The sequence below is a fragment of the Achromobacter deleyi genome (genome assembly GCF_902859705.1).
GTDB classification, from domain to species: Bacteria; Pseudomonadota; Gammaproteobacteria; order Burkholderiales; family Burkholderiaceae_B; genus Achromobacter; species Achromobacter deleyi.
Map to the genome: position 1 here is coordinate 48,012 of NZ_CADIJO010000010.1, position 20,278 is coordinate 68,289.

17 protein-coding genes and 1 tRNA gene are annotated in these 20,278 nt (G+C 66.9%); 10 read left to right on the forward strand and 8 right to left on the reverse strand.

All coding sequences use genetic code 11. From position 1 onward, the window contains the following. Positions 1-5 precede the first annotated feature (5 nt). On the forward strand, positions 6-797 hold the full coding sequence (locus tag HV798_RS15790) for a hypothetical protein (protein ID WP_025135519.1): 792 nt from the start codon (positions 6-8) through the stop codon (positions 795-797). Here HV798_RS15790 and HV798_RS15795 read toward each other — a convergent pair. Further along, positions 785-1,810, reverse strand: coding sequence for an AraC-like ligand-binding domain-containing protein (locus tag HV798_RS15795; protein WP_175193618.1), 1,026 nt, complete (start codon positions 1,808-1,810; stop codon positions 785-787). The genes HV798_RS15790 and HV798_RS15795 overlap by 13 nt on opposite strands. A 225-nt stretch (positions 1,811-2,035) precedes the next feature. Between HV798_RS15795 and HV798_RS15800 the strand changes: the two genes are divergently transcribed. Next, on the forward strand, positions 2,036-3,196 hold the full coding sequence (locus HV798_RS15800; RefSeq protein ID WP_175193619.1) for a calcium:cation antiporter: 1,161 nt from the start codon (positions 2,036-2,038) through the stop codon (positions 3,194-3,196). A 185-nt stretch (positions 3,197-3,381) separates the two neighbouring features. Here HV798_RS15800 and HV798_RS15805 read toward each other — a convergent pair. Further along, positions 3,382-3,456: transfer RNA gene (locus HV798_RS15805), tRNA-Arg, on the reverse strand. A gap of 231 nt (positions 3,457-3,687) precedes the next feature. On the opposite strand from HV798_RS15805, the gene HV798_RS15810 reads away from it, so the two are divergent. After that, on the forward strand, positions 3,688-4,599 hold the full coding sequence (locus HV798_RS15810) for a c-type cytochrome (RefSeq protein ID WP_175193620.1): 912 nt from the start codon (positions 3,688-3,690) through the stop codon (positions 4,597-4,599). A 114-nt stretch (positions 4,600-4,713) separates the two neighbouring features. On the opposite strand, the gene HV798_RS15815 is transcribed toward HV798_RS15810, so the two are convergent. From HV798_RS15815 to HV798_RS15830, 4 genes are all read right to left on the reverse strand, one after another. Beyond that, entirely contained in the window at positions 4,714-6,240 is a 1,527-nt protein-coding gene (locus HV798_RS15815) for a 3-hydroxyacyl-CoA dehydrogenase (RefSeq protein ID WP_175193621.1), read from the reverse strand. An 88-nt stretch (positions 6,241-6,328) separates the two neighbouring features. Beyond that, entirely contained in the window at positions 6,329-7,558 is a 1,230-nt protein-coding gene (locus tag HV798_RS15820) for a CaiB/BaiF CoA transferase family protein (RefSeq protein WP_175193622.1), read from the reverse strand. A 1,076-nt stretch (positions 7,559-8,634) separates the two neighbouring features. Then, complete coding sequence (locus tag HV798_RS15825) at positions 8,635-9,783, reverse strand: acyl-CoA dehydrogenase family protein (protein WP_175193623.1); 1,149 nt, start codon at positions 9,781-9,783, stop codon at positions 8,635-8,637. 34 nt (positions 9,784-9,817) lie between these two features. Beyond that, positions 9,818-10,441, reverse strand: coding sequence for a TetR/AcrR family transcriptional regulator (locus HV798_RS15830; RefSeq protein ID WP_175193624.1), 624 nt, complete (start codon positions 10,439-10,441; stop codon positions 9,818-9,820). A 198-nt stretch (positions 10,442-10,639) separates the two neighbouring features. On the opposite strand from HV798_RS15830, the gene HV798_RS15835 reads away from it, so the two are divergent. Beyond that, positions 10,640-11,611, forward strand: coding sequence for an NAD(P)H-dependent flavin oxidoreductase (locus HV798_RS15835; protein ID WP_175193625.1), 972 nt, complete (start codon positions 10,640-10,642; stop codon positions 11,609-11,611). Continuing rightward, positions 11,608-12,348, forward strand: a complete 741-nt coding sequence (locus tag HV798_RS15840; RefSeq protein WP_175193626.1) for an enoyl-CoA hydratase-related protein — start codon at positions 11,608-11,610, stop codon at positions 12,346-12,348. The genes HV798_RS15835 and HV798_RS15840 overlap by 4 nt, the downstream gene beginning before the upstream one ends. A gap of 3 nt (positions 12,349-12,351) precedes the next feature. Here HV798_RS15840 and HV798_RS15845 read toward each other — a convergent pair whose 3' ends face one another. Next, entirely contained in the window at positions 12,352-13,185 is an 834-nt protein-coding gene (locus HV798_RS15845; protein ID WP_025139718.1) for an enoyl-CoA hydratase/isomerase family protein, read from the reverse strand. Between the two features lie 100 nt (positions 13,186-13,285). Between HV798_RS15845 and HV798_RS15850 the strand changes: the two genes are divergently transcribed. The 3 genes from HV798_RS15850 (at position 13,286) to HV798_RS15860 (ending at position 16,640) form a co-directional block, all read left to right on the forward strand. Beyond that, positions 13,286-14,146 (forward strand): NAD(P)H-hydrate dehydratase, encoded by an 861-nt coding sequence (locus HV798_RS15850; RefSeq protein ID WP_175216472.1) that lies wholly within the window; start codon positions 13,286-13,288, stop codon positions 14,144-14,146. A 142-nt stretch (positions 14,147-14,288) separates the two neighbouring features. After that, a complete protein-coding gene (locus HV798_RS15855) occupies positions 14,289-14,522 on the forward strand; it encodes a hypothetical protein (protein WP_006392557.1) in 234 nt (77 codons plus the stop codon). A 504-nt stretch (positions 14,523-15,026) separates the two neighbouring features. Then, complete coding sequence (locus tag HV798_RS15860) at positions 15,027-16,640, forward strand: ABC transporter substrate-binding protein (protein ID WP_025139720.1); 1,614 nt, start codon at positions 15,027-15,029, stop codon at positions 16,638-16,640. 66 nt (positions 16,641-16,706) lie between these two features. Here HV798_RS15860 and HV798_RS15865 read toward each other — a convergent pair whose 3' ends face one another. Then, positions 16,707-17,621 carry a LysR family transcriptional regulator gene (locus tag HV798_RS15865; protein ID WP_175193629.1) on the reverse strand — a complete coding sequence of 305 codons (915 nt, stop codon included), beginning with the start codon at positions 17,619-17,621 and terminating at the stop codon, positions 16,707-16,709. A gap of 162 nt (positions 17,622-17,783) precedes the next feature. Here HV798_RS15865 and HV798_RS15870 point away from each other — a divergent pair, with 162 nt between their 5' ends. Together HV798_RS15870 and HV798_RS15875 are read left to right on the forward strand one after the other, a co-directional pair. Next, on the forward strand, positions 17,784-19,220 hold the full coding sequence (locus HV798_RS15870; RefSeq protein ID WP_175193630.1) for a M20 family metallopeptidase: 1,437 nt from the start codon (positions 17,784-17,786) through the stop codon (positions 19,218-19,220). 64 nt (positions 19,221-19,284) lie between these two features. Beyond that, on the forward strand, positions 19,285-20,256 hold the full coding sequence (locus HV798_RS15875; RefSeq protein ID WP_175193631.1) for a M14 family metallopeptidase: 972 nt from the start codon (positions 19,285-19,287) through the stop codon (positions 20,254-20,256). Positions 20,257-20,278 lie beyond the last annotated feature (22 nt).

The window sequence follows — 20,278 nt, forward strand, 5'->3', positions numbered from 1 at the left end:
AAATCATGCGGTCTTTCGTCCCCACCTTGATCCTCGCCACTGCGCTGTCCGCCCTGTCCGGCGCGGCGTTGGCCGACAACCCGCTGCCCATCAGCCCGCTGCTCAAGGACAACGCCAACAGCGGCGACAGCTGGAGCGTCAGCGCCAGCCCCTATATCTGGGCCGCGAGCCTGAGCGGCAAGGCCGGCCAATTCGGCCAGCCGGCCAGCAAGATCGATTCCAGCTTCAGCAAGATCTTCAGCGACCTGGACCTGGCCTTCATGGGCGCCATCGAAGCCCGGCGCCAACGCGTCAGCCTGCTGGGCGACGTCATGTACAGCCGCCTGTCGGTCAGCGGCAAGAACCGCATCGGCGTGCTCAGCAAGGAAGTCGACATCACGTCCAAGTCGTTCTCCGGCTTTCTAGGGGCAGGCTACAGCGTGGCCGAATCCGATCGCGGCCACCTGGACGTCGTCGGCGGCGGGCGCCTCTGGTATGCCAGCACCGAGATTTCACTGAAGGGCGGACGGCTGGACGGCAAGGGTGAACGCGACAGCGCGACGTGGATCGACGCCGTCGTCGGCCTGCGCGGACGCTACATGCTGGATGACAGCTGGTTCGTGACCGGATGGGGCCTCGTCGGCGCGGGCCAGGCCCGGCTCGACTGGGACGCCACCGCGGCATTTGGCTACCAGTTCAAGAACAATTTTTCCGCGGTGCTGGGCTATCGCGCGCTGGGCGTGAACTACAACCGCAACGGCTTCATCTACAACGTGGTTCAGCAAGGCCCGATCATGGGGCTGGCCTACCGCTTCTGATCCGCGCCGTAGGCCGCGAAATGCTGCGATAGCTGGGGCGCCCCGCCAGTGATGGACACGGGCCAGTGTTCACGATCACGCGCGTCTTGCGGCGTCATGCCAAAGCGCTCGATGAACGCCTTGCGGAACTTGCCGGTATCCGCAAACCCCGTATCGGCGGCGATCCGCGCCGTGGCGACCGCGGCGTTGCGCGGATCGATCAACGCGGCGTAGGCGGCATCCAGCCGCTTGCTCTTGATGACGTGGGCAATGCCGCCCAGATCGGCAAACGCGCGATACAGATGGGCGCGCGAGACGCTGAAGCGCTGCATCAGCATGTCCGGGCCCAGCTTCGGGTCTGCCAGGTAGCGGTCGATGAAGGCCAGCGTGCGTGCGCGCAGCGCCCGTCCCAGCACGGATTGCGGTTCATCCTGGGCGGGGCCCGCCCCTGCCAGGCCCGCCGACAGCAAGGTCATCAGCGCATCCTGCACCGCGACGTCCTCGCTGGCGGACAGATCGCCGGACACCGCATGCAGCCCTTGCAGATAATCCACCAGCAGCCGCGTGATCGGCAGCCGGGGATCCAGCGCGAAGCCGTGCAGGTCGCGCGCGCCCAGCAATTTATCGATGCTGGCGCGCGGCACCGTCGTGGCCAGGCGCACGCCCGCGTCCACCTCGCAGGCGTAGGGCCGCGACAGGTCGATGATGCAGATGCCCCCGGGCGCGGCGACGGCATTGCGCCCGGCAAAGTCGCCACGGATCGAGCCGGCCACCAGCACGTGCACCAGATAATGGTCGATGGGGCTTCGGGCGATGGTCCAGCGGTCGCGCCTGTAGCGCTGGGCATTGAAGGCCGTGGACCCCAGCGTCAAGCCGGCCACGGTGCGGATGCGCATCGTGCCTTCCAGCGTCGCGGCCTCGTCATCGGCCATCGGCGTCGTGTCGCAGAACGGCCGCGTGACCTCGCGCCAGTAGTCGTTGCGAAGCGCGGGCTCGACTGCGTCCGTGGAAATAAGGATATCCGTGGAGGCCATGATGAGGTCTTCTTCTTTGAGAGCGATCAACCGCAGGATAACCGACGCAAGTGGCTTTGCCGCCGCTATGTGTGACGATCCGGGCACGGCGGCCCGCTTGAGCGCGACGCCCGATCGGTTAAAATCGCATTCACTCAAGCGCACTTGCGCTTACCCCGCCAGGACGACCTGGCCGGCGTGTCACTCCTAGGGACGACCCTGTCATCTTTCACGGAAAGAACAGCGATGCCCGTCCCCTCCTCTTCTGCACACCCCTCTCGCATCCCCAAGACCACCTGGCTGAAACTGGGCTGGGCCTGGCTGGTCGTGATTGCCTTCACCGTCTACGGCGGCACGTGGCTCGCGCAGCCGCTGACCCCGGTGGCCGCGATGCTCTGCTTCGCCGTCCTGTTCTTCACCATCGTCGCGGCCTCGTTTGGCGTGGTGCACGAAGCGGACCTGCTGGCCCACAAGCTGGGCGAACCCTACGGCACGCTGATCCTGACGCTGTCCATCGTCTCGATCGAGGTGATCCTGATCGCGTCGATGCTGCTGGGCCCGGGAGAATTTCCCACCATCGGCCGCGACTCGATCTTCGCGGTGATGATGATCATCCTGAACCTCGTCATGGGGCTTTGCCTGGTCGTGGGCGGCCTGAAACACGGCGAACAGGAATACAACGCGCAAGGCGCCAACGCCTACCTGACGATGATCGTGCTGCTGACCGGCACCGCGCTCGTCCTGCCCAACTACCTGTCGGGCGCCGGCGAATTCACGACCTTGCAGGCCTGGACCATTGCCGCCATCACGGCCGGCCTGTATGCGGTGTTCCTGGGGCTGCAGATGGGCCGCGAAAAGCGGCTGTTCATCCAGCCGCCCGCGGGGCAGATGGCCGTGGCCGCCGGTAGCGCGACCCCTGCGCCCAACGAGCCGGCCACCGAATCGGGCGACAACACCTCGATCTGGCGCAGCAGCGCGCTGCTGCTGGGCATGATCATCCCCATCGTGCTGCTGGCGCACCACCTGGCCATCGTCATCGACTACGGCGTGGTCACGGCCGGCGCGCCCATTGCCGTCAGCGGCGTGCTGATCGCCATCATCGTCTTCACCCCGGAATCACTGACCGCGATCAAGGCCGCGCGCAGCAATGAAATGCAGCGCTCGGTCAACCTGTGCCTGGGCGCCTTCGTGTCGACCGTCGGCCTGACCGTCCCCGCCGTGCTCGTCATCGGCCTGGTGACCGGCAAGCAGGTCGTCATGGGCATATCGATGCTGGAAACGGTATTGCTGGGGCTGACGGTGCTGCTGGGCATGCTGTCTTTCAATAGCCAGCGGACGTCCGTCATGCAGGGCGCGATGCACCTGGCGCTGTTTGCGGTGTACGGCTTTTTATTATTCAACCCCTGAAGCGGAATCGCTGACGTTGAACGCGCGCCCGATATTCGTCATGGCAACGAACCGCCAGCTTCAGTATTGCGACGACCAGGCAGCATGCATCGGCCACGGCATATTCGAGTCTGGCTCGAAACGGCGAAGACAGGGCTTGAATAAAGCTGGAGGGAGACTTGCAGGGAGGGGGTAAAGCGCAGAGGTGGCGCGCCCGACAGGAATCGAACCTGTATCAAGAGCTTCGGAAACTCTCATTCTATCCATTGAACTACGGGCGCAGCGCAAGGAGGCGGTATTGTACCTAGTTTTGCGCAATCTGCATGAAGCAGATCAAACCATAGGGAAAACTCCGCGAAAACCCGTGTCCGGGGGTTGGACGCGTGTCCATGACACCGTTATATAATCCAGCGTTTGCTTGCAAGGCGGTCTGCTTTTGCCGCCCTTTGTGCAGTACTGATTTTCTGTTGCCGCCGCCAGGCGCCCCCGGTACCCGTTAGCAGGATTTGGTCATGAGCAACGAGCAGGAACACATAGAAGAGCACTCCTCCCCCATCAAGACCCCGAAGCAACTGGTCGTCACCATCGTCCTATCCTTCGTGGTGCCCATCGCGATCATCATCCTGTTGGTGAATCTGGTCGTATCAGGCACCAAGGTAGGCGCCGGCTCGGACACCCTGTCCAACGAAGCCGTCACCAAACGCATTGCCCCAGTCGCCGGTTTCGATCTGGTCGACGCCAACGCCCCCAAGGTCTTCAAGACGGGCGAACAAGTCTTTGCCGCCGTCTGTACGGCCTGTCATACCGCCGGTGTGGCGGGCGCCCCCAAGATCGGCGACAACTCCGCTTGGGCGCCCTTCATCCAGTCCGGCTTTGACGCCATGATGAACGTGGCCCTGCATGGCAAGGGCGGCATGCCCGCCAAGGGCGGCAACCCCACGCTGTCCGACTACGAAGTGGCCCGCGCCGTGGTCTACATGGCCAACAAGTCCGGCGGCTCGCTGCCCGAACCGGCCGCCCCCGCGGAAGAAGGCGCCAAGAAGGAAGCCGACGCCACGCCGGCCGCGGCGCCCGCTGCCGCTGCCCCTGCTGCTGCAGCCCCCGCTGCGGCCGCCCCTGCCGCCGCCGCTGCACCGGCTCCTGCTGCTGCGCCGGCTCCCGCGCAGTCCACCGCTGCCGTCAATCCGGCCGGCGAAAAGCTCTACAAGAGCGTCTGCTTCGCCTGTCACGCCACCGGCGTGGCCAACGCGCCCAAGTTCGGCGACAAGGCCGCCTGGGACCCTTACATCAAGACCGGCATGGACGCGATGGTCAAGGTCGCCATGCAAGGCAAGCCGCCGATGCCCCCCAAGGGCGGCGCGGCCAACGCCTCGGAAGACGACATCCGCGCGGCCGTGCAGTACATGGTGGACGCCGCCAAATAAGGCCGCATCCACGCCCCGCGGCGCACGCAGGGCGCCAGGCACACCACGCCCCCGCAAGAAAAAGCCCTTCGAGAAATCGAAGGGCTTTTTACATGGCGCACAGCCAGACGGGGATCAGTCGGCGGCGGATGCCTTCAGCAAGGACATGCCCAGCTGCACGCGGCGCTGCAGCCACAGGCTGGGGCGATAGCGTGGGTCGCCCGTGACGCGCTGCATGCTCTTGAGGATTTCCAGGATGCGCTCGGCGCCCAGGGCATCGCCCAGCGCCAGCGGGCCCACCGGGTAACCCAGGCCCAGCGTCACGGCACGGTCGATGTCCTCGGGCGTGGCAATCTGCTGCTGCGCGATGTCGGCGGCGATGTTGACGATCATGGCCACGATGCGCTGGGCCACGAAACCCGGCGAATCCTGGATCACCGACACCGGCACGCCATCGCCCGCCAGCAAGGCATGGGCGGCATCGCGCCATTTGTCCTGCGTGGCCGGCGACACCATGATGCTGCGGCGGCGCGCCGTGTCAAAGGCTTGCAGCGTATCCAGGCCCACGGTGCGCGAGGCATCCAGGCCCTGCGCCGACACCGTGGTGGACACGTCTTCGCCAAAGGGCGTGACGATGATGAGCGCGTCCGCGGCCGGCGATGCGCCCGACACCAGCGGCGCACCCAGCTTTTCCAGCAGCGCCGTGGCGCGTGCATAGCCCTCGGGATGCTTGGGGCTGATCCAGACCTTCAGGCCCTGCGGCAACGCCGGCACGGGCGGCTCGGCGGGCACCTGCTTCTGGCCGTCGACATAGGTGTAGAAACCTTCGCCAGCCTTGCGGCCGATCAGGCCACCAGCCAGGCGAACGGTGGTGATGGGCGACGGACGGAAGCGCGGCTCGTCGAAGAACTGGCGATAGATCGATTCCATCACCGGGTGCGAGACATCCAGCGCGGTCAGGTCCAGCAGCTCGAACGGGCCCATGCGAAAACCGGCCTGCTCGCGCATGATGGCATCCACCTGCGCGAAGGTCGCCACCGATTCCTGCGCCACGCGCAGGCCTTCCGTATTCATGCCACGGCCCGCATGATTGACGATGAAGCCGGGCATGTCCTTGGCGCGCACGGGCGTGTGGCCCATGCGGCGCGCCAGCTCGGCCAGCGCGTCGCCGGTTTCGGGCGCGCTGCGCAGGCCGTCGATCACCTCGACGACCTTCATCAGCGCCACCGGGTTGAAGAAGTGGTAGCCCGCCACGCGCTGCGGCCGCTTGCACGCCGCGGCGATGGCGGTGATGGACAGCGACGAGGTATTCGAGGCCAGGATGCAGTCATCGGCCACCACGCCTTCCAGCGCGGCAAACAGGTCACGCTTGACGTCCAGGCGCTCGACGATGGCTTCGACCACCAACTGGCACTGCGACATATCGGTCAGCGCCGTGGCCGATTCGACGCGGTCCAGCGCGGCCTGCGCATCGGCGGCCGACAGCTTGCCCTTCTGGGCCAGCTTGTCCCAGGTCTGGCGCAGCGATTCGCGCGCCGCCGCCACTGCGTCGGCGCTGGTGTCGTACAGGCGCACGCGCAGACCGGCTTGCGCCGCGATCTGGGCAATGCCCCGCCCCATGGCCCCGGCGCCCACGACGCCGATGGTTTGAATCTCCGTCATCAACTCTCTCCTGCCTGTAATGGGAATAGTGTTCGCGCGCCGCGGCGCTTGCTGCCACGCGGCGGCAAGCGCCGCGCGGCCATATGAATCAGGCCTGGCCCTGGGCCAGCGCCTGGATTTCTTCGGCGGACAAGCCCAGCTTTTCAGCCAGCACCTGCGCCGTGTGCTCGCCCAGCATGGGCGGCGGACGCCGGTATTGCACCGGGCTGCCCGAGAACTTCAGCGGACTGGCCGCCATGGGCACCGTGCCGGCCACCGGATGCGGCAGCTCGCGCTTCATGCCGCGTGCCAGCACCTGCGGATCTTCGTAGACCTGGTCCAGCGTATTGATGGGCCCGGCCGGCACGCCCACGCCTTCCAGCGCCGCCAGCCAGTAATCACGCGCCCCCGTGGCCATGCGCTCGACCAGCAAGGGCACGAGTTCTTCGCGGTTCTTCACGCGCTGCGGATTGGTGGAAAACCGCGGATCCGCCGACAGCTCGGGCAAGCCGATGGCGCCGCAATAATTGCGGAACTGGCTGTCATTGCCCACTGCCACGATCAGGTGGCCATCACTGGCCGCAAAAACCTGATACGGCACCAGGTTCTGGTGCGCATTGCCGGCCCGCCGCGGCGCATTGCCGGAGGTCATGAAGTTCAGATTCTGGTTGGCCATCATGGCCACCTGGCAATCGAGCAGCGCCATGTCGATGTGCTGCCCCAGCCCGCTGACCGAACGCTCATGCAGCGCCGCCAGGATGCCCACGGTGGAATACATGCCGGTCATCAGATCCGCCACGGCCACGCCCGCCTTCTGCGGCCCGCCGCCCGGCAAATCATCGCGTTCGCCGGTGATGCTCATCAGCCCGCCCATGCCCTGGATCATGAAGTCATAGCCCGGACGGCTGGCATAAGGCCCGGTCTGGCCAAAGCCGGTGATGGAGCAATAGATGAGGCGCGGATTGATTTCCTTGAGGCTGTCGTAATCGAGCCCATATTTGGAAAGCCCGCCAACCTTGAAGTTTTCAACCAGGATGTCGCTCTGCAACGCCAATTCGCGCACCAGCTCGGCCCCACGCGGCGACGCGATGTCGAGCGCGACCGAAAACTTGTTGCGATTGGCAGACAGGTAGTAAGCCGCCTCGCTGGTGTCATTGCCCGCCGCATCCTTGAGATACGGAGGCCCCCAGGCGCGCGTGTCATCGCCCGCGCCGGGCCGTTCGATCTTGATGACCTCGGCCCCAAGATCGGCCAAGTTCTGCGTGCACCAAGGACCCGCCAACACACGAGTCAAATCCAACACACGCACACCAGTAAGAGGAGCAGGACGTTGCGACATTTTTTATCTATTCGCGGCAAGAGTGATAGGTTAGGGGGGATATTAGCCGGTGGGGGCTTTGTGTGGCTTTTTGGGTGGTCGAGTGGCGGACGGTTGATTGCTTGAGTTTAGGTTCTTGAGACGCTCTGCGGCGTGTGGCCGGGGGGACGCGGGGCTACGATTGCGGTCCGGAGCCTTCGCTCCGGACTGCCCCGTCCTCATCCTCGTACGCCTTCGGCTCCCTACGGATTCCGTCGGGCGCATCTACACGCCCCGCGTCCCCCCGGCCACACGCCACAGAGCTGCATCAGTTGCAATTTGACGTCGGCTGGGGCGGGCGGTGTGCTTGGCATTTTTATGTCGAACTAGGGGGGTGGGCGGGGTGGGACGGTGCTCGCCTCGTGCCGGCCGCGCGGGCGGCCTTACGAGGCTTACGCGGCGTCTTGCGGGCCGCGTTGCCGCTATCGCGTGTGGGTGGAATTGCTGATTTCTAATGAGGAATGCCTGAGACATGGTGCTCTGATAATCCATCAGTCCTGCTTCAACTTAGAGAGAACACCCGCTCCACACCGTCCCTCTATCGGCGCGGATGCAATCCATAGAGCACCACCGCCCCACCGCCCGATGGGCGGCGCGCGAGACAGTCACCCCGCGCAAACCAGTACCTGCCGCGCCGCCCATCACCGCCCCTCCCCCCTGACGGGGAAACCATTAGAAAACCCATCTCCATAAGCGCGAAGCGCAACCGCAACACTGTCAGCAACACGAATGCCAAACGTGGCCGCCCGCGCGGCCGCGGCTTGGCGACCCCGTAGATTCCATTCCCTGAACACAGGTCCAGCAGCGCAACGACCCGAGACACTCGTAGTCCCTGGCGGCGGTGGCATGCGGGGCGGGCAACCTCGATGCGCCCGAGGGAATCTGAAGGGAGCCGAAGGCGGACGAAGATGACGACGGGGCAGTCCGGAGCGAACGCTCCGGACCGCAATCGTGGGCGCCCGCCCCGCATGCCACCGCCGCCAGGGACGACCTACGAAGTACCGAACGACCTACGAAGATCAACTCGTCACACAAACCTCAAAGCAACAAAAAAAAAACTACCCCTGCGCCTTGATCACTTCCCGAGCAATCACCAACTGCTGAATCTGCGTAGTCCCTTCAAAAATCCGGAACAACCTCACATCCCGATAAAACCGCTCCACCGCATATTCCGACATATACCCAGCCCCCCCGTGAATCTGCACAGCCCGATCCGCCACGCGCCCCACCATCTCCGTCGCATACAACTTGCAGCATGCCGCCTGCATCGTCGTGTTCTCGCCGCGATCCCGCATCTTTGCGGCATCCAGCACCATGCAGCGTGCCGCGTACAGCTCGGCCTGGCTGTCGGCAATCATTGCCTGGATCAGTTGGAATTCAGAGATCGGCTGCCCGAACTGCTTGCGGTCCATCGCGTATTGCACCGCGTCGCGCAGCAGGCGGTCTGCGATGCCCACGCATAGCGCCGAGATGTGCAGGCGGCCCTTGTCCAGCACGCGCATCGACGTCTTGAAGCCGTTGCCTTCCTCGCCGCCCAGCAGCGCCGATGCCGGCACCCGGCAGTTGTCGAACACCACATCGCTGGTCAGCGCGCCTGCCTGGCCCATCTTCTTGTCAGGCTTGCCGATGATCAGGCCCGGCGTGCCGGCTTCCACCAGGAAGCATGAGATCGACGCCGCGCGGCGTTCCGGGGCCGTGCGCGCCATCACCGAGAACAGGCCTGCGATCGGCGCGTTCGTGATGTAGCGCTTCGTGCCGTTCAGCACATAGTGATCGCCGTCGCGCTCGGCCGACAGGCGCAGCGCCATCGCGTCCGAGCCCGCGTCCGGCTCCGTCAGCGCGAACGAACCGATCAGCTCGCCGCTGGCCAGGCGCGGCAGATAGCGAGCGCGCTGCTCGTCCGTGCCGGCCAGCACGATCGCTTGTGACCCGATGCCGATGTTCGTGCCCGCCAGCGAGCGGAATGCCGGCGACGTCTGGCCCAGCTCGAACACCACCCGCACCTCTTCTTCCATCGTCAGGCCCAGGCCGCCGTAGTCCGGCGAAATCGACAAGCCGAACAGGCCCAGCTCGCGCATCTCGGCCACGATGTCCGGCGGCACCTGGCCGCTGGCGGCCAGCTCGTCTTCGGCGGGGATCAGGCGTTCGTGCGTAAAGCGGCGCACGGCGTCCAGCAACAGGGTCAGGGTTTCGTTATCCAGGGCCATGATCAGGGTCTCTCAGGGTGTGGGGCGGCCACGCTCAGGCGCGCAGTCCGCCAACCAGTAAATCGAAATAGCCGGCGGCGATCGTCTCGGCGCTGTCGCCCTGGCCGGGCTTGTACCAGCGCACCATCCAGTTCAGCATCGACAGCACCGCGCGGCCCGTGGCCGGCACGTCCAGCGCGCGGAATGCGCCGTCCGCCACGCCTTGCGCGATCACCTCGCGCAGCCGCTTCTCGTAGCCATCGCGCAGGCGCGCCGCGTCCTCGCGTTCGGGCAGCGCCATGCCCGAATAGCCGATCAGCATCGTCACGAACTCCGCGTGGTGCTGCTCGAAATAGCGCGCATGGCCCACCATGAACGCCCGCAGCCGGTCGGCCGCGCCCTCGGCCCGCGCCACATCCTGGCCCACGCTTTGGGTCAGGCCGTTCAGCACCGCCAGGATGATCGCGTCGTAGATGTCCTGCTTGGTCGTGAAGTAGTGGTAGATCGCCGCCTTCGACACGCCGATCGCGGCGGCCAGGTCCGACACCGAACTGCCGTCGTAGCCGCTGCGCGCGAACAGCTTCGCGGCTTCGGCCAGGATGCGTTCGCGCGGCGCCGCCATGGTGGGCGGGCGGCCGGCGCGGGCGCGTTTTGAGGCGGGGGCAGCAGAGGTCGGCATGACGGGGCCAGGTGAGGCAGCGCCGGCTTTTTCAATAGCGGACCATTGGTAGGCCCCTTCCATTGACAGCAGTTCGGCGCTTGCCGTTAAATAAAGATTAATTAATTACCGGACGGTCGGTAGGTAATTATAGGCACATCCGTTCCCGCCGCTCAAGCCACCCTTGCGCGATTCCCCGAAACTTCACGCGACGACGCTATGCCCCACTCTCTAGTGACTGATTTGTATGGCCAGATGTCCCTGCCGGTCATCAGCGCCCCCATGTTCATCGTGTCCAACCCGAAACTGGTCGTTGCGCAATGCACGAGCGGCATCGTCGGTTCGTTTCCGGCGTTGAACGCGCGGCCCCAGAGCCTCCTGACCGACTGGCTGGACGAAATCGAAGCCGGCCTGGCTTCGTACCGCGAGGCCCACCCCGGCGCCGCCGTGGCCCCGTACGCCGTCAACCAGATCATCCACCAGTCCAACGACCGGCTCGAGCAAGACCTGGCCGTATGCGCCAGCCACCGCGTGCCGCTCATCATCACCAGCCTGCGCGCGCCCGGCGACCTGGTCAAAGGCGTGCACGACTGGGGCGGCAAGGTGTTCCACGACGTCACCACCATCCGCCACGCCGAAAAGGCGCTGGAAGCGGGCGTCGACGGCCTGATCCTGGTGTGCGCGGGCGCGGGCGGCCATGCTGGCACGCTCAGCCCGTTCGCGCTGGTGTCCGAAGTGCGCCGCTTCTACGACGGCCCGCTGATCCTGTCGGGCGCCATCACGTCGGGCGAACACGTGCTGGCCGCGCTGGCCATGGGCTGCGACTTCGCCTACATGGGCACGCGCTTCATCGCCAGCGACGAAGCCAACGCCAGCGACGGCTACAAGTCGGCCATCGTAGAGGCCAGCGCGTCCGACATTCTCTATACCCCGTTCTTTACCGGCATCCCGGGCAACTACCTGAAGGCCAGCATCACGGCCGCCGGGCTCGACCCCGCCAACCTGCCCCAGCCGGACAGCGGCGCGTCCAATTTCGGCTCCAGCCGCGTCAAGCCCTGGAAAGACATCTGGGGCGCCGGCCAGGGCGTGGGCGGCATTGCCAGCGTGCAACCCACGCGGCAGATCGTCGACACGCTGCGCCAGGAATACGCCAAGGCCAAGGACCAACTGGCCGGCAGGACCTACGCATGAGCGCCGGCCTGAAGGTTTCCCGCGAAGGCGCGGTGCTGACGCTGGTGATCGACCGCCAGGACCGTCGCAATGCGCTGGACACCGCCACCTATGCCGCGCTGACGGCGCAGATCTCGCTGGCCGCGGCGGACACCGCGGTGTCCGCCGTGATCCTGGCCGGCGCGGGCGAACACTTCACGGCCGGCAACGACCTGCGCGATTTCCAGGCGGAACGCGGCGCCGGCGACAGCGCCGGCCTGACCTTCCTGCGCGCGCTGACCCAGGCCGACGTGCCCATCATCGCCGCCGTCGAGGGCTACGCCATCGGCATCGGCGTGACGCTGCTGCAGCATTGCGATTTCGTCTATATCGGCGAAGGCGCGACGCTGCGCATGCCCTTCGTGGCGCTGGGCCTGTGCCCCGAGGGCGCGTCCAGCCTGGTGATGCCGCGCCTGGCCGGCGCCCGCCGCGCCGCCGAGTGGCTGCTGCAGGGCAAGGCCTTCTCGGCCCAGGAAGCCTGCGACGCCGGGTTGGCCACCGCGGTCACGGCCAAGGGCCAGGCGCTGGCGGCCGCGCAGGCCACCGCGGCCAGCCTGGCCAAACAGCCGCCCGCGGCGCTGCGCCTGACCAAGGCCATGCTCAAGCGCCCCGACCGACAAGCCATCCAGGAAACGCTCGACTACGAGGCGCAGCAGTTCCGCGCCCGGCTCCAGACGGAAGAGGCGCAGGCCGCCTTCGCAGCCTTCTTCAAAAAATAAGATTCAGAACGGCGAATCGGGCCGGAAGTTCGGCGCCCGCCGTTCGCGCAGCGACTGCACGCCTTCGCGCACGTCCGGGCCGCCAAAGCCCATGAATTCCAGCGCCAGCGACGTGTCGAACGTGGGGCCGGCCATGCGCAGCCAGTTGTTCAGCGAATACTTGGTCCAGCGAATGGCGGTCTGCGAGCCGGCCGCCAGGCGGTTGGCCACTTCGAAGGCGCGGCCGATCAGGTCGGCCTCGTCCACGCACAGGGACACCAGGCCGATGCGTTCGGCTTCTTCGCCGGTGACGGTTTCGCACAGCATCAGGTAGTACTTGGCGCGCGCCATGCCGCACAACAGCGGCCAGACGATGGCGGCGTGGTCGCCGGCCGTGACGCCCAGGCGAGTATGGCCGTCGATGATGCGGGCATCGCGCGCGGCGATGGAGATGTCGGCCAGCAGCCCGGCCACCAGACCCGCGCCCACCGCCGCCCCGTGCATGGCCGACACGATCGGCTTGCTGCAATTGATGATGTTGTAGACCAGGTCGCGCGCTTCGCGCCAGACGCGGGTGCGCACGTCGAAGTCGTCGGCCATCTGCTGCACCAGGTCCAGGTCGCCGCCGCCGGAAAAGCCCTTGCCCTCGCCGCGGATCACCACCACCCGGGTGTCCGGGTCCGTATCGATGTCGCGCCAGATGTCGGCCAGTTCGCGGTGCATGCGGTCATCGGCCGTGGACAGCTTGCCCGGCTTGCCGTCCTTGGACCCCATGATCAGTTCCAGCACGCCGTTGGGATGCCGGCGCAGCTTCAGGGATTCATAGGCGGAATAGTGTTCCAGCGTGATGTCGGTCATTGTCTTCTCCGGTGGCGCGGGCGAAAGGCCGCGCGTTTTTGGGCACTATAGTGGATACGGCATGCGCCACCGCGGCCACCCTGACCAGGAACCTCAGCCCATGAACACCCCCACCATCGCCCCTGCCGGCGAGATCCGACGCGACGACCTGCCCGCCCTGTTCGCCCCGCGCGGGCAGGACAGCCACAAGGGCAGTTTCGGCACCGTCGGCGTGGTGGGCGGTGGGCGCGGCATGGAAGGCGCGGCGCTGCTGGCGGCCCGCGCGGCCCTGAAGACCGGCGCCGGCAAGGTGCTGGTGGGCTTTGCCCAGGACGCCGCACCGCTGGCCTGCGACCCCCTGCAACCCGAACTGATGCTGCGCGACGCGCGCTCGCTGCTGGAAGGCGGCTGGGGCGTCACCGCCTGGGTCGCCGGCTGCGGCATCGGCACGGGCACCGAGGCGGCCAACGCCCTGTCCGAATTGTTCGTGCTGCGCCAAGGCGCCCCGCTGGTGCTGGACGCCGACGGCCTGAACCTGCTGGCCCAGGGCGCCGTGCAGCCCAATTGGGGCGTTGGTCCCGTCGTGCTGACCCCACACCCGGCCGAGGCCGCCCGCCTGCTTGGCACGGACACCACCCATATCCAGGCCGACCGGCCGGCCGCCGCCCAGGCCCTGGCACAGCGCTACGGCGCCTGGGTGGTCCTGAAAGGCGCCGGCAGCGTGGTCTGCGCCCCGGACGGCGCCTGGCGCCGCAATACCAGCGGCAATCCGGGACTGGCCACGGCGGGAACCGGGGACGTATTGGCCGGCATGCTCGGTTCGCTGCTGGCGCAGCGCCTGCCCCTGGACCAGGCCGTGGCCGGGGCCGTCTGGCTGCATGGGGCCGCCGCGGACGCCCTGGTTTCCCAGGGCATCGGGCCGATCGGGCTGACCGCGGGCGAGCTGGCGGACGCCGCCCGGCGCCTGCGAAACGGCGGCTGACGCCCGTGCCGGCGCCGCTAAGTCCCCGGGGCAAAAAACATTTTTACAACATACTAGGGTTTTCCCCTAAAAACCCATTGCGCTGGTTTTAGGGTTTTCCCTATAATGGTTTACACCAAGACGAAACGGACTGGAGCAAACCATGAGCGAACTGACCCTGAACCACACTGCCCGCCTGACCGATGCGCTGGAGCGCGATCTGCTCCGCGGCGCCCTCGAGAACCAACCGAATTCCCACCCGCTGACCAACCTGAAGAAGGCTGGCCAGGCGATCGCCGCCGCCGTCGCTGGCGTGTTCGCCTTCATCGACGAAGTCAACGAATCGATGAACAAGGCCCGCGCCGCCAGCTCGCGCTTCTCCGGCTCGCAGTGGTAAGAACAGCCGCGCCGGGCTGAATCGCGACCGATCTCCCGCGATTTCACCCAGCGTGCTGTAGACGCAACGCCCGCCGCCCACGCGGCGCCCGTTGTGTCGATCCCGGCGCCCGGGGCTCCCAAGCCCTTCCCCTCACCGGGCGCCATCGCGCCGCGCCGGCCCCACTTGCGGGGCCCCCGCGACGCCCTCTGCCAAGCAATATCGCAGCAAGAATCCCTGTCGCCTCAGCGCGAAGCCGTCCCGAAGCGGGACTGCCTCGCACTGGGGCGATTGGCATTTGCGAAGCCGCAACAGGCGCAATGGCCCTCTCGGCGTTTACCCTAGCGTCGGCCCGGCGCGCATTGACAGCGCGCGAAGCCCCTACCGATAATCGGCCCCTTGCCGTCGTGCTGGCGCCAAAAACACCGCAAGCCCCCCCCGGCCGACGTCTCTGTTCCCCGGTTGGCTTCCCCGCTGTTCCCCCGCCCGCACGATCCGGTTCGTTCCCCATCCGGAGTTGTCACCATGAAGTTGCGCACCACCCTGGCCCTTGTGGCCGCCGCCATTCCCTTGGCTGCTGCCCAGGCCCAGACGCTGAAGATCGGCCTGTCCGCCGAACCCACCTCGGCCGACCCCCACTACCACAAGATGACGCAGAACGACGCCTTCTCGGCGCACGTCTACAGCTCTCTGGTGGGCCGCAGCGCCGACATGAAGCTGGTGCCTGCGCTGGCCACGTCCTGGAAGAACCTGGATGACCTGACCTGGGAATTCAAGCTGCGCGACGACGTCAAATTCTCGAACGGCAAGCCGTTCACGTCCGAAGACGTGCTGTTCACGATCTGCCGCACGCTGAACAACGAGACCAACGTGTCGCAGTCCTACATGGACACGACCAAGCTGATCACCGACGTGCAGACGCCGGACGCGCACACCGTCATCATCAAGACGGGCGCCCCCTTCCCGCTGATGCCCGCCGAACTGGCGCGCTCGCTGCCGATCGTCTGGAACGGCATCGTCGAGCACGGCAAGCTGACGTTCGACCCCAAGAAGGGTTGCGGCGTGACGGGCCCGTGGCCGACGGTGGCCGACTTCAACAACGGCAAGGATGCCATCGGCACCGGCCCGTACACCCTCAAGTCCTACGTGAAGGGCACCGGCATCGAGCTGGTGCGCAACGAGAATTACTGGGGCCCCAAGCCCTACTGGAAGGAAGTGAAGTTCGTGCCGGTGCCGGCCGCCGGCCCGCGCCTGACCGGCCTGTTGTCGGGTGACTTCGACATGATCGAAAACCCGGCCGCGCGCGATCTGCAACGCCTGAAGGACAACCCCAAGTTCGGTTTCGTGGCCACGCCCTCGACCCGTCTGGTGTTCTTCCAGCCTGACGTGGCGCGCAACCCGAGCCCGTTCGTGAAGTCCGCCGACGGCAAGAACCCGCTGCAGGACCTGCGCGTGCGCAAGGCCATTTCGATGGCCATCGACCGCAAGACCATCACCGCCCGCATCATGGACGGCATGGCCACCCCGGCCTACCAGTACATGCCCGACGGCATGTTCGGTGCGCTGCCCAAGGCCCCCGAAATCAAGTACGACCCCGAAGGCGCCAAGAAGCTGCTGGCCGAAGCCGGCTACCCCAACGGCTTCGAGCTGACGCTGTCGTCCACCAACGACCGCTACGTCAACGACGGCCAGGTGGCCCAGGCCGTGGCCCAGTACCTGGCCCGCGTCGGCATCAAGACCAACGTCGACGCCATGACCGCCTCGATCTACTTCCCCAAGCGCGCCAAGCGCGAGTTCAGCTTCTCGATGGGCGGCTGGCCGGCGGAAACGGGCGAAGCCTCGGCGCTGTTCCAGCTGTGGGTCGCCTCGCTCGATTCGCCCAACAGCCTGGGCACCAGCAACTACGGCGGCTTCACCAACGCCGACTTCGACAAGGTCTACAAGCAGGCCATCGTGACCGTCGACGCGCCCAAGCGTGAAAAGCTGCTGCAGGAAGCCACCCAGATCGCGCTGGACAACGTGCCGCTGATCCCGCTGCACTTCGAAAGCAGCATCTGGGCCTTCCGCAAGGGCATCACCTACGAAGGCCGCCGCGACCAGTTCACGCTGGCCACCTCGGCCAAGCCCGACGCCAAGTAATCCGGCCTCGCGCAATGCAAACGGCTGCCCCGCGGGGCAGCCGTTTTTCATTGAGGCCGGCAGCCGTCAGACCCCGGGACCCTGGTCCAGCACCAGATCCAGCTCGCGCGACAGCAGCGCGATGAACGCCTCGGCCTTGGGCGGCAGCACCCGCCCTTCCATGACGTAGATCTGCAGCGTGCGCGACTGCAATTCCGCGTTCGAGATCGGCACCGCCACCAATTCTTCGCGCTTCAGGCTCCAGGCGACCGAAATGTAGCCGCTGAGCATGATGGCGTCGGATTCCAGCACGAAGCCGTGCAGCGGCGACGAGTCGTTGCAGGTCAGGGTGGGTTCGAGCTGCACCGATTCCAGCAGGCAGCCCATCTCGAACAGGTGCCGGGACGAGGTGCCCAGCCCGGTCAGCGCCAGTGGATATTGGCCCAGGTCCTGCAGGCTGACGCTGCGGCGCCCGGCCAGCGGGTGGCCGGCGGCCATCACCGCGTGCACCGGGGCGCGGCGGGAATAGCGCACGCTGACGCCGCTGACCCGCTCTACGTTGAAGGTCATGCCCAGTTCGACACTGCCCTCGGCCACCCGCCGGGCCACGTCGTGCGACGGGCCCACGTACAGATCGAAGCGCACGCCGGGCCAATCGCGGCGAAAGCGCACCATGGACGAAGGCAGGAAGACGCGGGCCACGCCCTCGACCGCGGCCATGCGGATTTCGTTGCGCGCCATGCCCTTGAGGCCGGCGATTTCCTGCAGCACGGATTCGGACTCCAGCAGCGTGCGGCGGGCGTGCGCCAGCAGCAACTGGCCGGCTTCGCTCAGGACCATGCCGCGCGCGGCGCGCTCGAACAGCGGCGCGCCCGCCTCTTCTTCCAGCTTGGAGATCTGGCGGCTGATGGCCGACACGGCCACATGCAGGCGCTCGGACGCCCCGCTCAAGCTGCCCGCCTGGGCGACCTCGACAAAGTAGCGCAAGGCAATGCCGTGCATGTTCAACCCTTGTAGGTGGTGAAGCGCCGGGATGAAGCTTTGCCTTTTATGCAAAGCTATCGATAAATATTCTAATTGTAGAGAAAGCTTCCCTGATCCTAGAATTTGCGCAACGATCTAGGCTGGCGCGCACGACGCGTCCGCCCACAAAAGGGGAAGTCCGTGTCAGCAGCAGTTCCGAACGCCAGCCGCGCCGCCGCTGTCGGCCGCGCGGCCGCCTATGCCGAAAGCGGCGCCTTGCAGCGCGACCTGGCCAGCCTGGTCGCGTACCGCACCGAAAGCCAGAACCCCGACCAGCGTGACGCGCTGTACGACTACCTGCGCACCGCGGTGGCGCCGCGGCTGCAAGGCCTGGGCTTTTCCTGCCAGATCAAAGACAACCCGGTGGACGGCGGCCCGCCCTTCCTGATCGGCGAACGCCAGGAAGACCCGGCCCTGCCCACCGTGCTGATGTACGCCCACGGCGACGTGGTGCGAGGCTACGACGAACAATGGCGCGATGGCCTGGCCCCCTGGCAACTGACCGCCGAAGGCGACCGCTGGTACGGCCGCGGCACGGCCGACAACAAAGGCCAGTACTGCATCAACATGGCCGCGCTGGAACAGGTGCTGGCCGAACGCAGCCAGCGCCTGGGCTTCAACCTGCGCATGCTGGTGGAATGCGGCGAAGAGGTCGGCTCGCCCGGCCTGCACCAGGCCTGCGACCAATGGCGCGACCTGCTTGCCGCCGACGTCTTCATCGCCTCCGACGGCCCGCGGCTGGCCGCTGACCTGCCGACCCTGTTTCTGGGGTCGCGCGGCACGCTGCTGTTCGACCTGGCGGTGGACCTGCGCGGCCACGCCCACCATTCCGGCAACTGGGGCGGCGTGCTGCCCAACCCCGGCATCATCCTGGCGAACGCGCTGGCCAGCCTGGTCGATGCGCGCGGCCGCCTGCTGGTCGATGGCCTGCGGCCCCCGGCCATCCCGCCCGCCGTGCGCCAGGCGCTGGCCAGCATCCAGGTCGGCCAGGACGACGACGCCCCCGACATCGATCCCGACTGGGGCGAACCGGGGCTGTCGCTGGCCGAACGCCTGTTCGGCTGGAACACGCTGGAAGTACTGGCCTACAAGACCGGCAACCCGGAAAACCCGGTGGGCGCGATTCCGCCGCGCGCCAGCGCCACCTGCAACCTGCGCTTCGTGGTCGGCACCGACTGGCGCCAGACCGAATCCATCCTGCGCCGCCATCTGGACGCGCACGGCCTGTCGCAAGTGGCCATCCGCATGCGCCGCGGCACGCCCGCCACCCGGCTGGACCCCGATGATCCCTGGGCCCGCTGGGCCGTGGCCTCGCTGGCCGCCACCACCGGCAAGACGCCGGCGCTCTTGCCCAACCTGGGCGGCACGGTGCCCAACGACGCGTTTTCCGAAGTGCTGGGCCTGCCCACGGTGTGGGTGCCCCATTCCTACCCCGCCTGTTGCCAGCACGGCCCGGACGAGCACCTGCTGGCGTCCGTGGCGCGTGAAGCCGCCGCCGTCATGGCGGGCCTGTTCTGGGACCTGGGCGAACAAGGCGCGGATATCGTCGCCCAACGGGCACGCTCAAGCGGCGCCTGACCGCCGCCTGACCGCCCTCTGTCGTCATCCCCTATACAATCCCCTTCGCTTGATCGGAGTTCCCATGTCCTTGTCTTCGTCCGCGCCCCAGCCGCGCCCCTTTCTGCTTGCCTGTCCGGATCTGTCGACCGAACGCCTGGGCAATACGGATACGCCGGGCGTCTGGCATTTCGACTCCGGCGTGCCTGGCAAGCGCGTCATGCTCAGCGCCCTGATCCACGGCAACGAGCTGTGCGGCGCCTGGGCCCTGAAAGAAGCCCTGGCCACGGGCCTGCGCCCGCGCCGCGGTTCGCTGACGCTGGCGTTCTGCAACCTGGCCGCGTTCGACCGCTTCGACCCCGCCCACTACGCCCCGGCGCGCTTTGTCGACGAAGACATGAACCGCGTCTGGAGCGACGACAAGCTGGCCCAGCCCATCAGCCAGGAACGCCGCCGCGCCGCCGAGATCCGCCCCTGGGTGGCCCAGGCCGACTGGCTGCTGGATTTCCACTCGATGAGCAATTCCGACGTGCCGCTGCAATTGACCGGCATGGAACAGCGCAACATCGACCTGGCCCTGGCGCTGGGCAACCCCGCCACCATCATTGCCGACGCCGGCCACGCCGCTGGCGTGCGCATGCGCGACTACGGCCGCTTCGGCGAAGCCGGCGACAACGGCACCCGTTCGCTGCTGATCGAATGCGGCTTTCATGGCGCCCCCGAGGCCCGCGGCGTCGCGATCGACCAGATGGCGCGCTTTCTGGTCGCGGCCGGCACCGTGGACGAAGCCGATCTGCCCAAAGACTGGATCGCGCCCCAGGCCAGCGCCCAGCGCGCCCTGCGCGTGACCCACGCCGTGGCCGCGAAAAGCGCCGACTTCCGCTTCGCCGAGCGCTGGAAGGGCCTGGAAACGCTGCCGCGCGCCGGCACCGTCATCGGCTGGTCCGAAGGCGAAGCCGTGACCACGCCCTATGACAACTGCGTGCTGATCATGCCGTCCACCGCCAATCTGCGGGCCGGCGTCACCGTCGTACGGCTGGCCCAGCCCATCGCCTGATCGACCGAGCGGCGCGCCCTCG

Excerpts from the sequence above, each read along its gene's own strand:
- HV798_RS15790 (WP_025135519.1), top strand. The coding sequence starts at position 6 with ATGCGGTCTTTCGTCCCCACCTTGATCCTCGCCACTGCGCTGTCCGCC.
- HV798_RS15795 (WP_175193618.1), bottom strand. The coding sequence starts at position 1,810 with ATGGCCTCCACGGATATCCTTATTTCCACGGACGCAGTCGAGCCCGCG.
- HV798_RS15800 (WP_175193619.1), top strand. The coding sequence starts at position 2,036 with ATGCCCGTCCCCTCCTCTTCTGCACACCCCTCTCGCATCCCCAAGACC.
- HV798_RS15810 (WP_175193620.1), top strand. The coding sequence starts at position 3,688 with ATGAGCAACGAGCAGGAACACATAGAAGAGCACTCCTCCCCCATCAAG.
- HV798_RS15815 (WP_175193621.1), bottom strand. The coding sequence starts at position 6,240 with ATGACGGAGATTCAAACCATCGGCGTCGTGGGCGCCGGGGCCATGGGG.
- HV798_RS15820 (WP_175193622.1), bottom strand. The coding sequence starts at position 7,558 with ATGTCGCAACGTCCTGCTCCTCTTACTGGTGTGCGTGTGTTGGATTTG.
- HV798_RS15825 (WP_175193623.1), bottom strand. The coding sequence starts at position 9,783 with ATGGCCCTGGATAACGAAACCCTGACCCTGTTGCTGGACGCCGTGCGC.
- HV798_RS15830 (WP_175193624.1), bottom strand. The coding sequence starts at position 10,441 with ATGCCGACCTCTGCTGCCCCCGCCTCAAAACGCGCCCGCGCCGGCCGC.
- HV798_RS15835 (WP_175193625.1), top strand. The coding sequence starts at position 10,640 with ATGCCCCACTCTCTAGTGACTGATTTGTATGGCCAGATGTCCCTGCCG.
- HV798_RS15840 (WP_175193626.1), top strand. The coding sequence starts at position 11,608 with ATGAGCGCCGGCCTGAAGGTTTCCCGCGAAGGCGCGGTGCTGACGCTG.
- HV798_RS15845 (WP_025139718.1), bottom strand. The coding sequence starts at position 13,185 with ATGACCGACATCACGCTGGAACACTATTCCGCCTATGAATCCCTGAAG.
- HV798_RS15850 (WP_175216472.1), top strand. The coding sequence starts at position 13,286 with ATGAACACCCCCACCATCGCCCCTGCCGGCGAGATCCGACGCGACGAC.
- HV798_RS15855 (WP_006392557.1), top strand. The coding sequence starts at position 14,289 with ATGAGCGAACTGACCCTGAACCACACTGCCCGCCTGACCGATGCGCTG.
- HV798_RS15860 (WP_025139720.1), top strand. The coding sequence starts at position 15,027 with ATGAAGTTGCGCACCACCCTGGCCCTTGTGGCCGCCGCCATTCCCTTG.
- HV798_RS15865 (WP_175193629.1), bottom strand. The coding sequence starts at position 17,621 with ATGCACGGCATTGCCTTGCGCTACTTTGTCGAGGTCGCCCAGGCGGGC.
- HV798_RS15875 (WP_175193631.1), top strand. The coding sequence starts at position 19,285 with ATGTCCTTGTCTTCGTCCGCGCCCCAGCCGCGCCCCTTTCTGCTTGCC.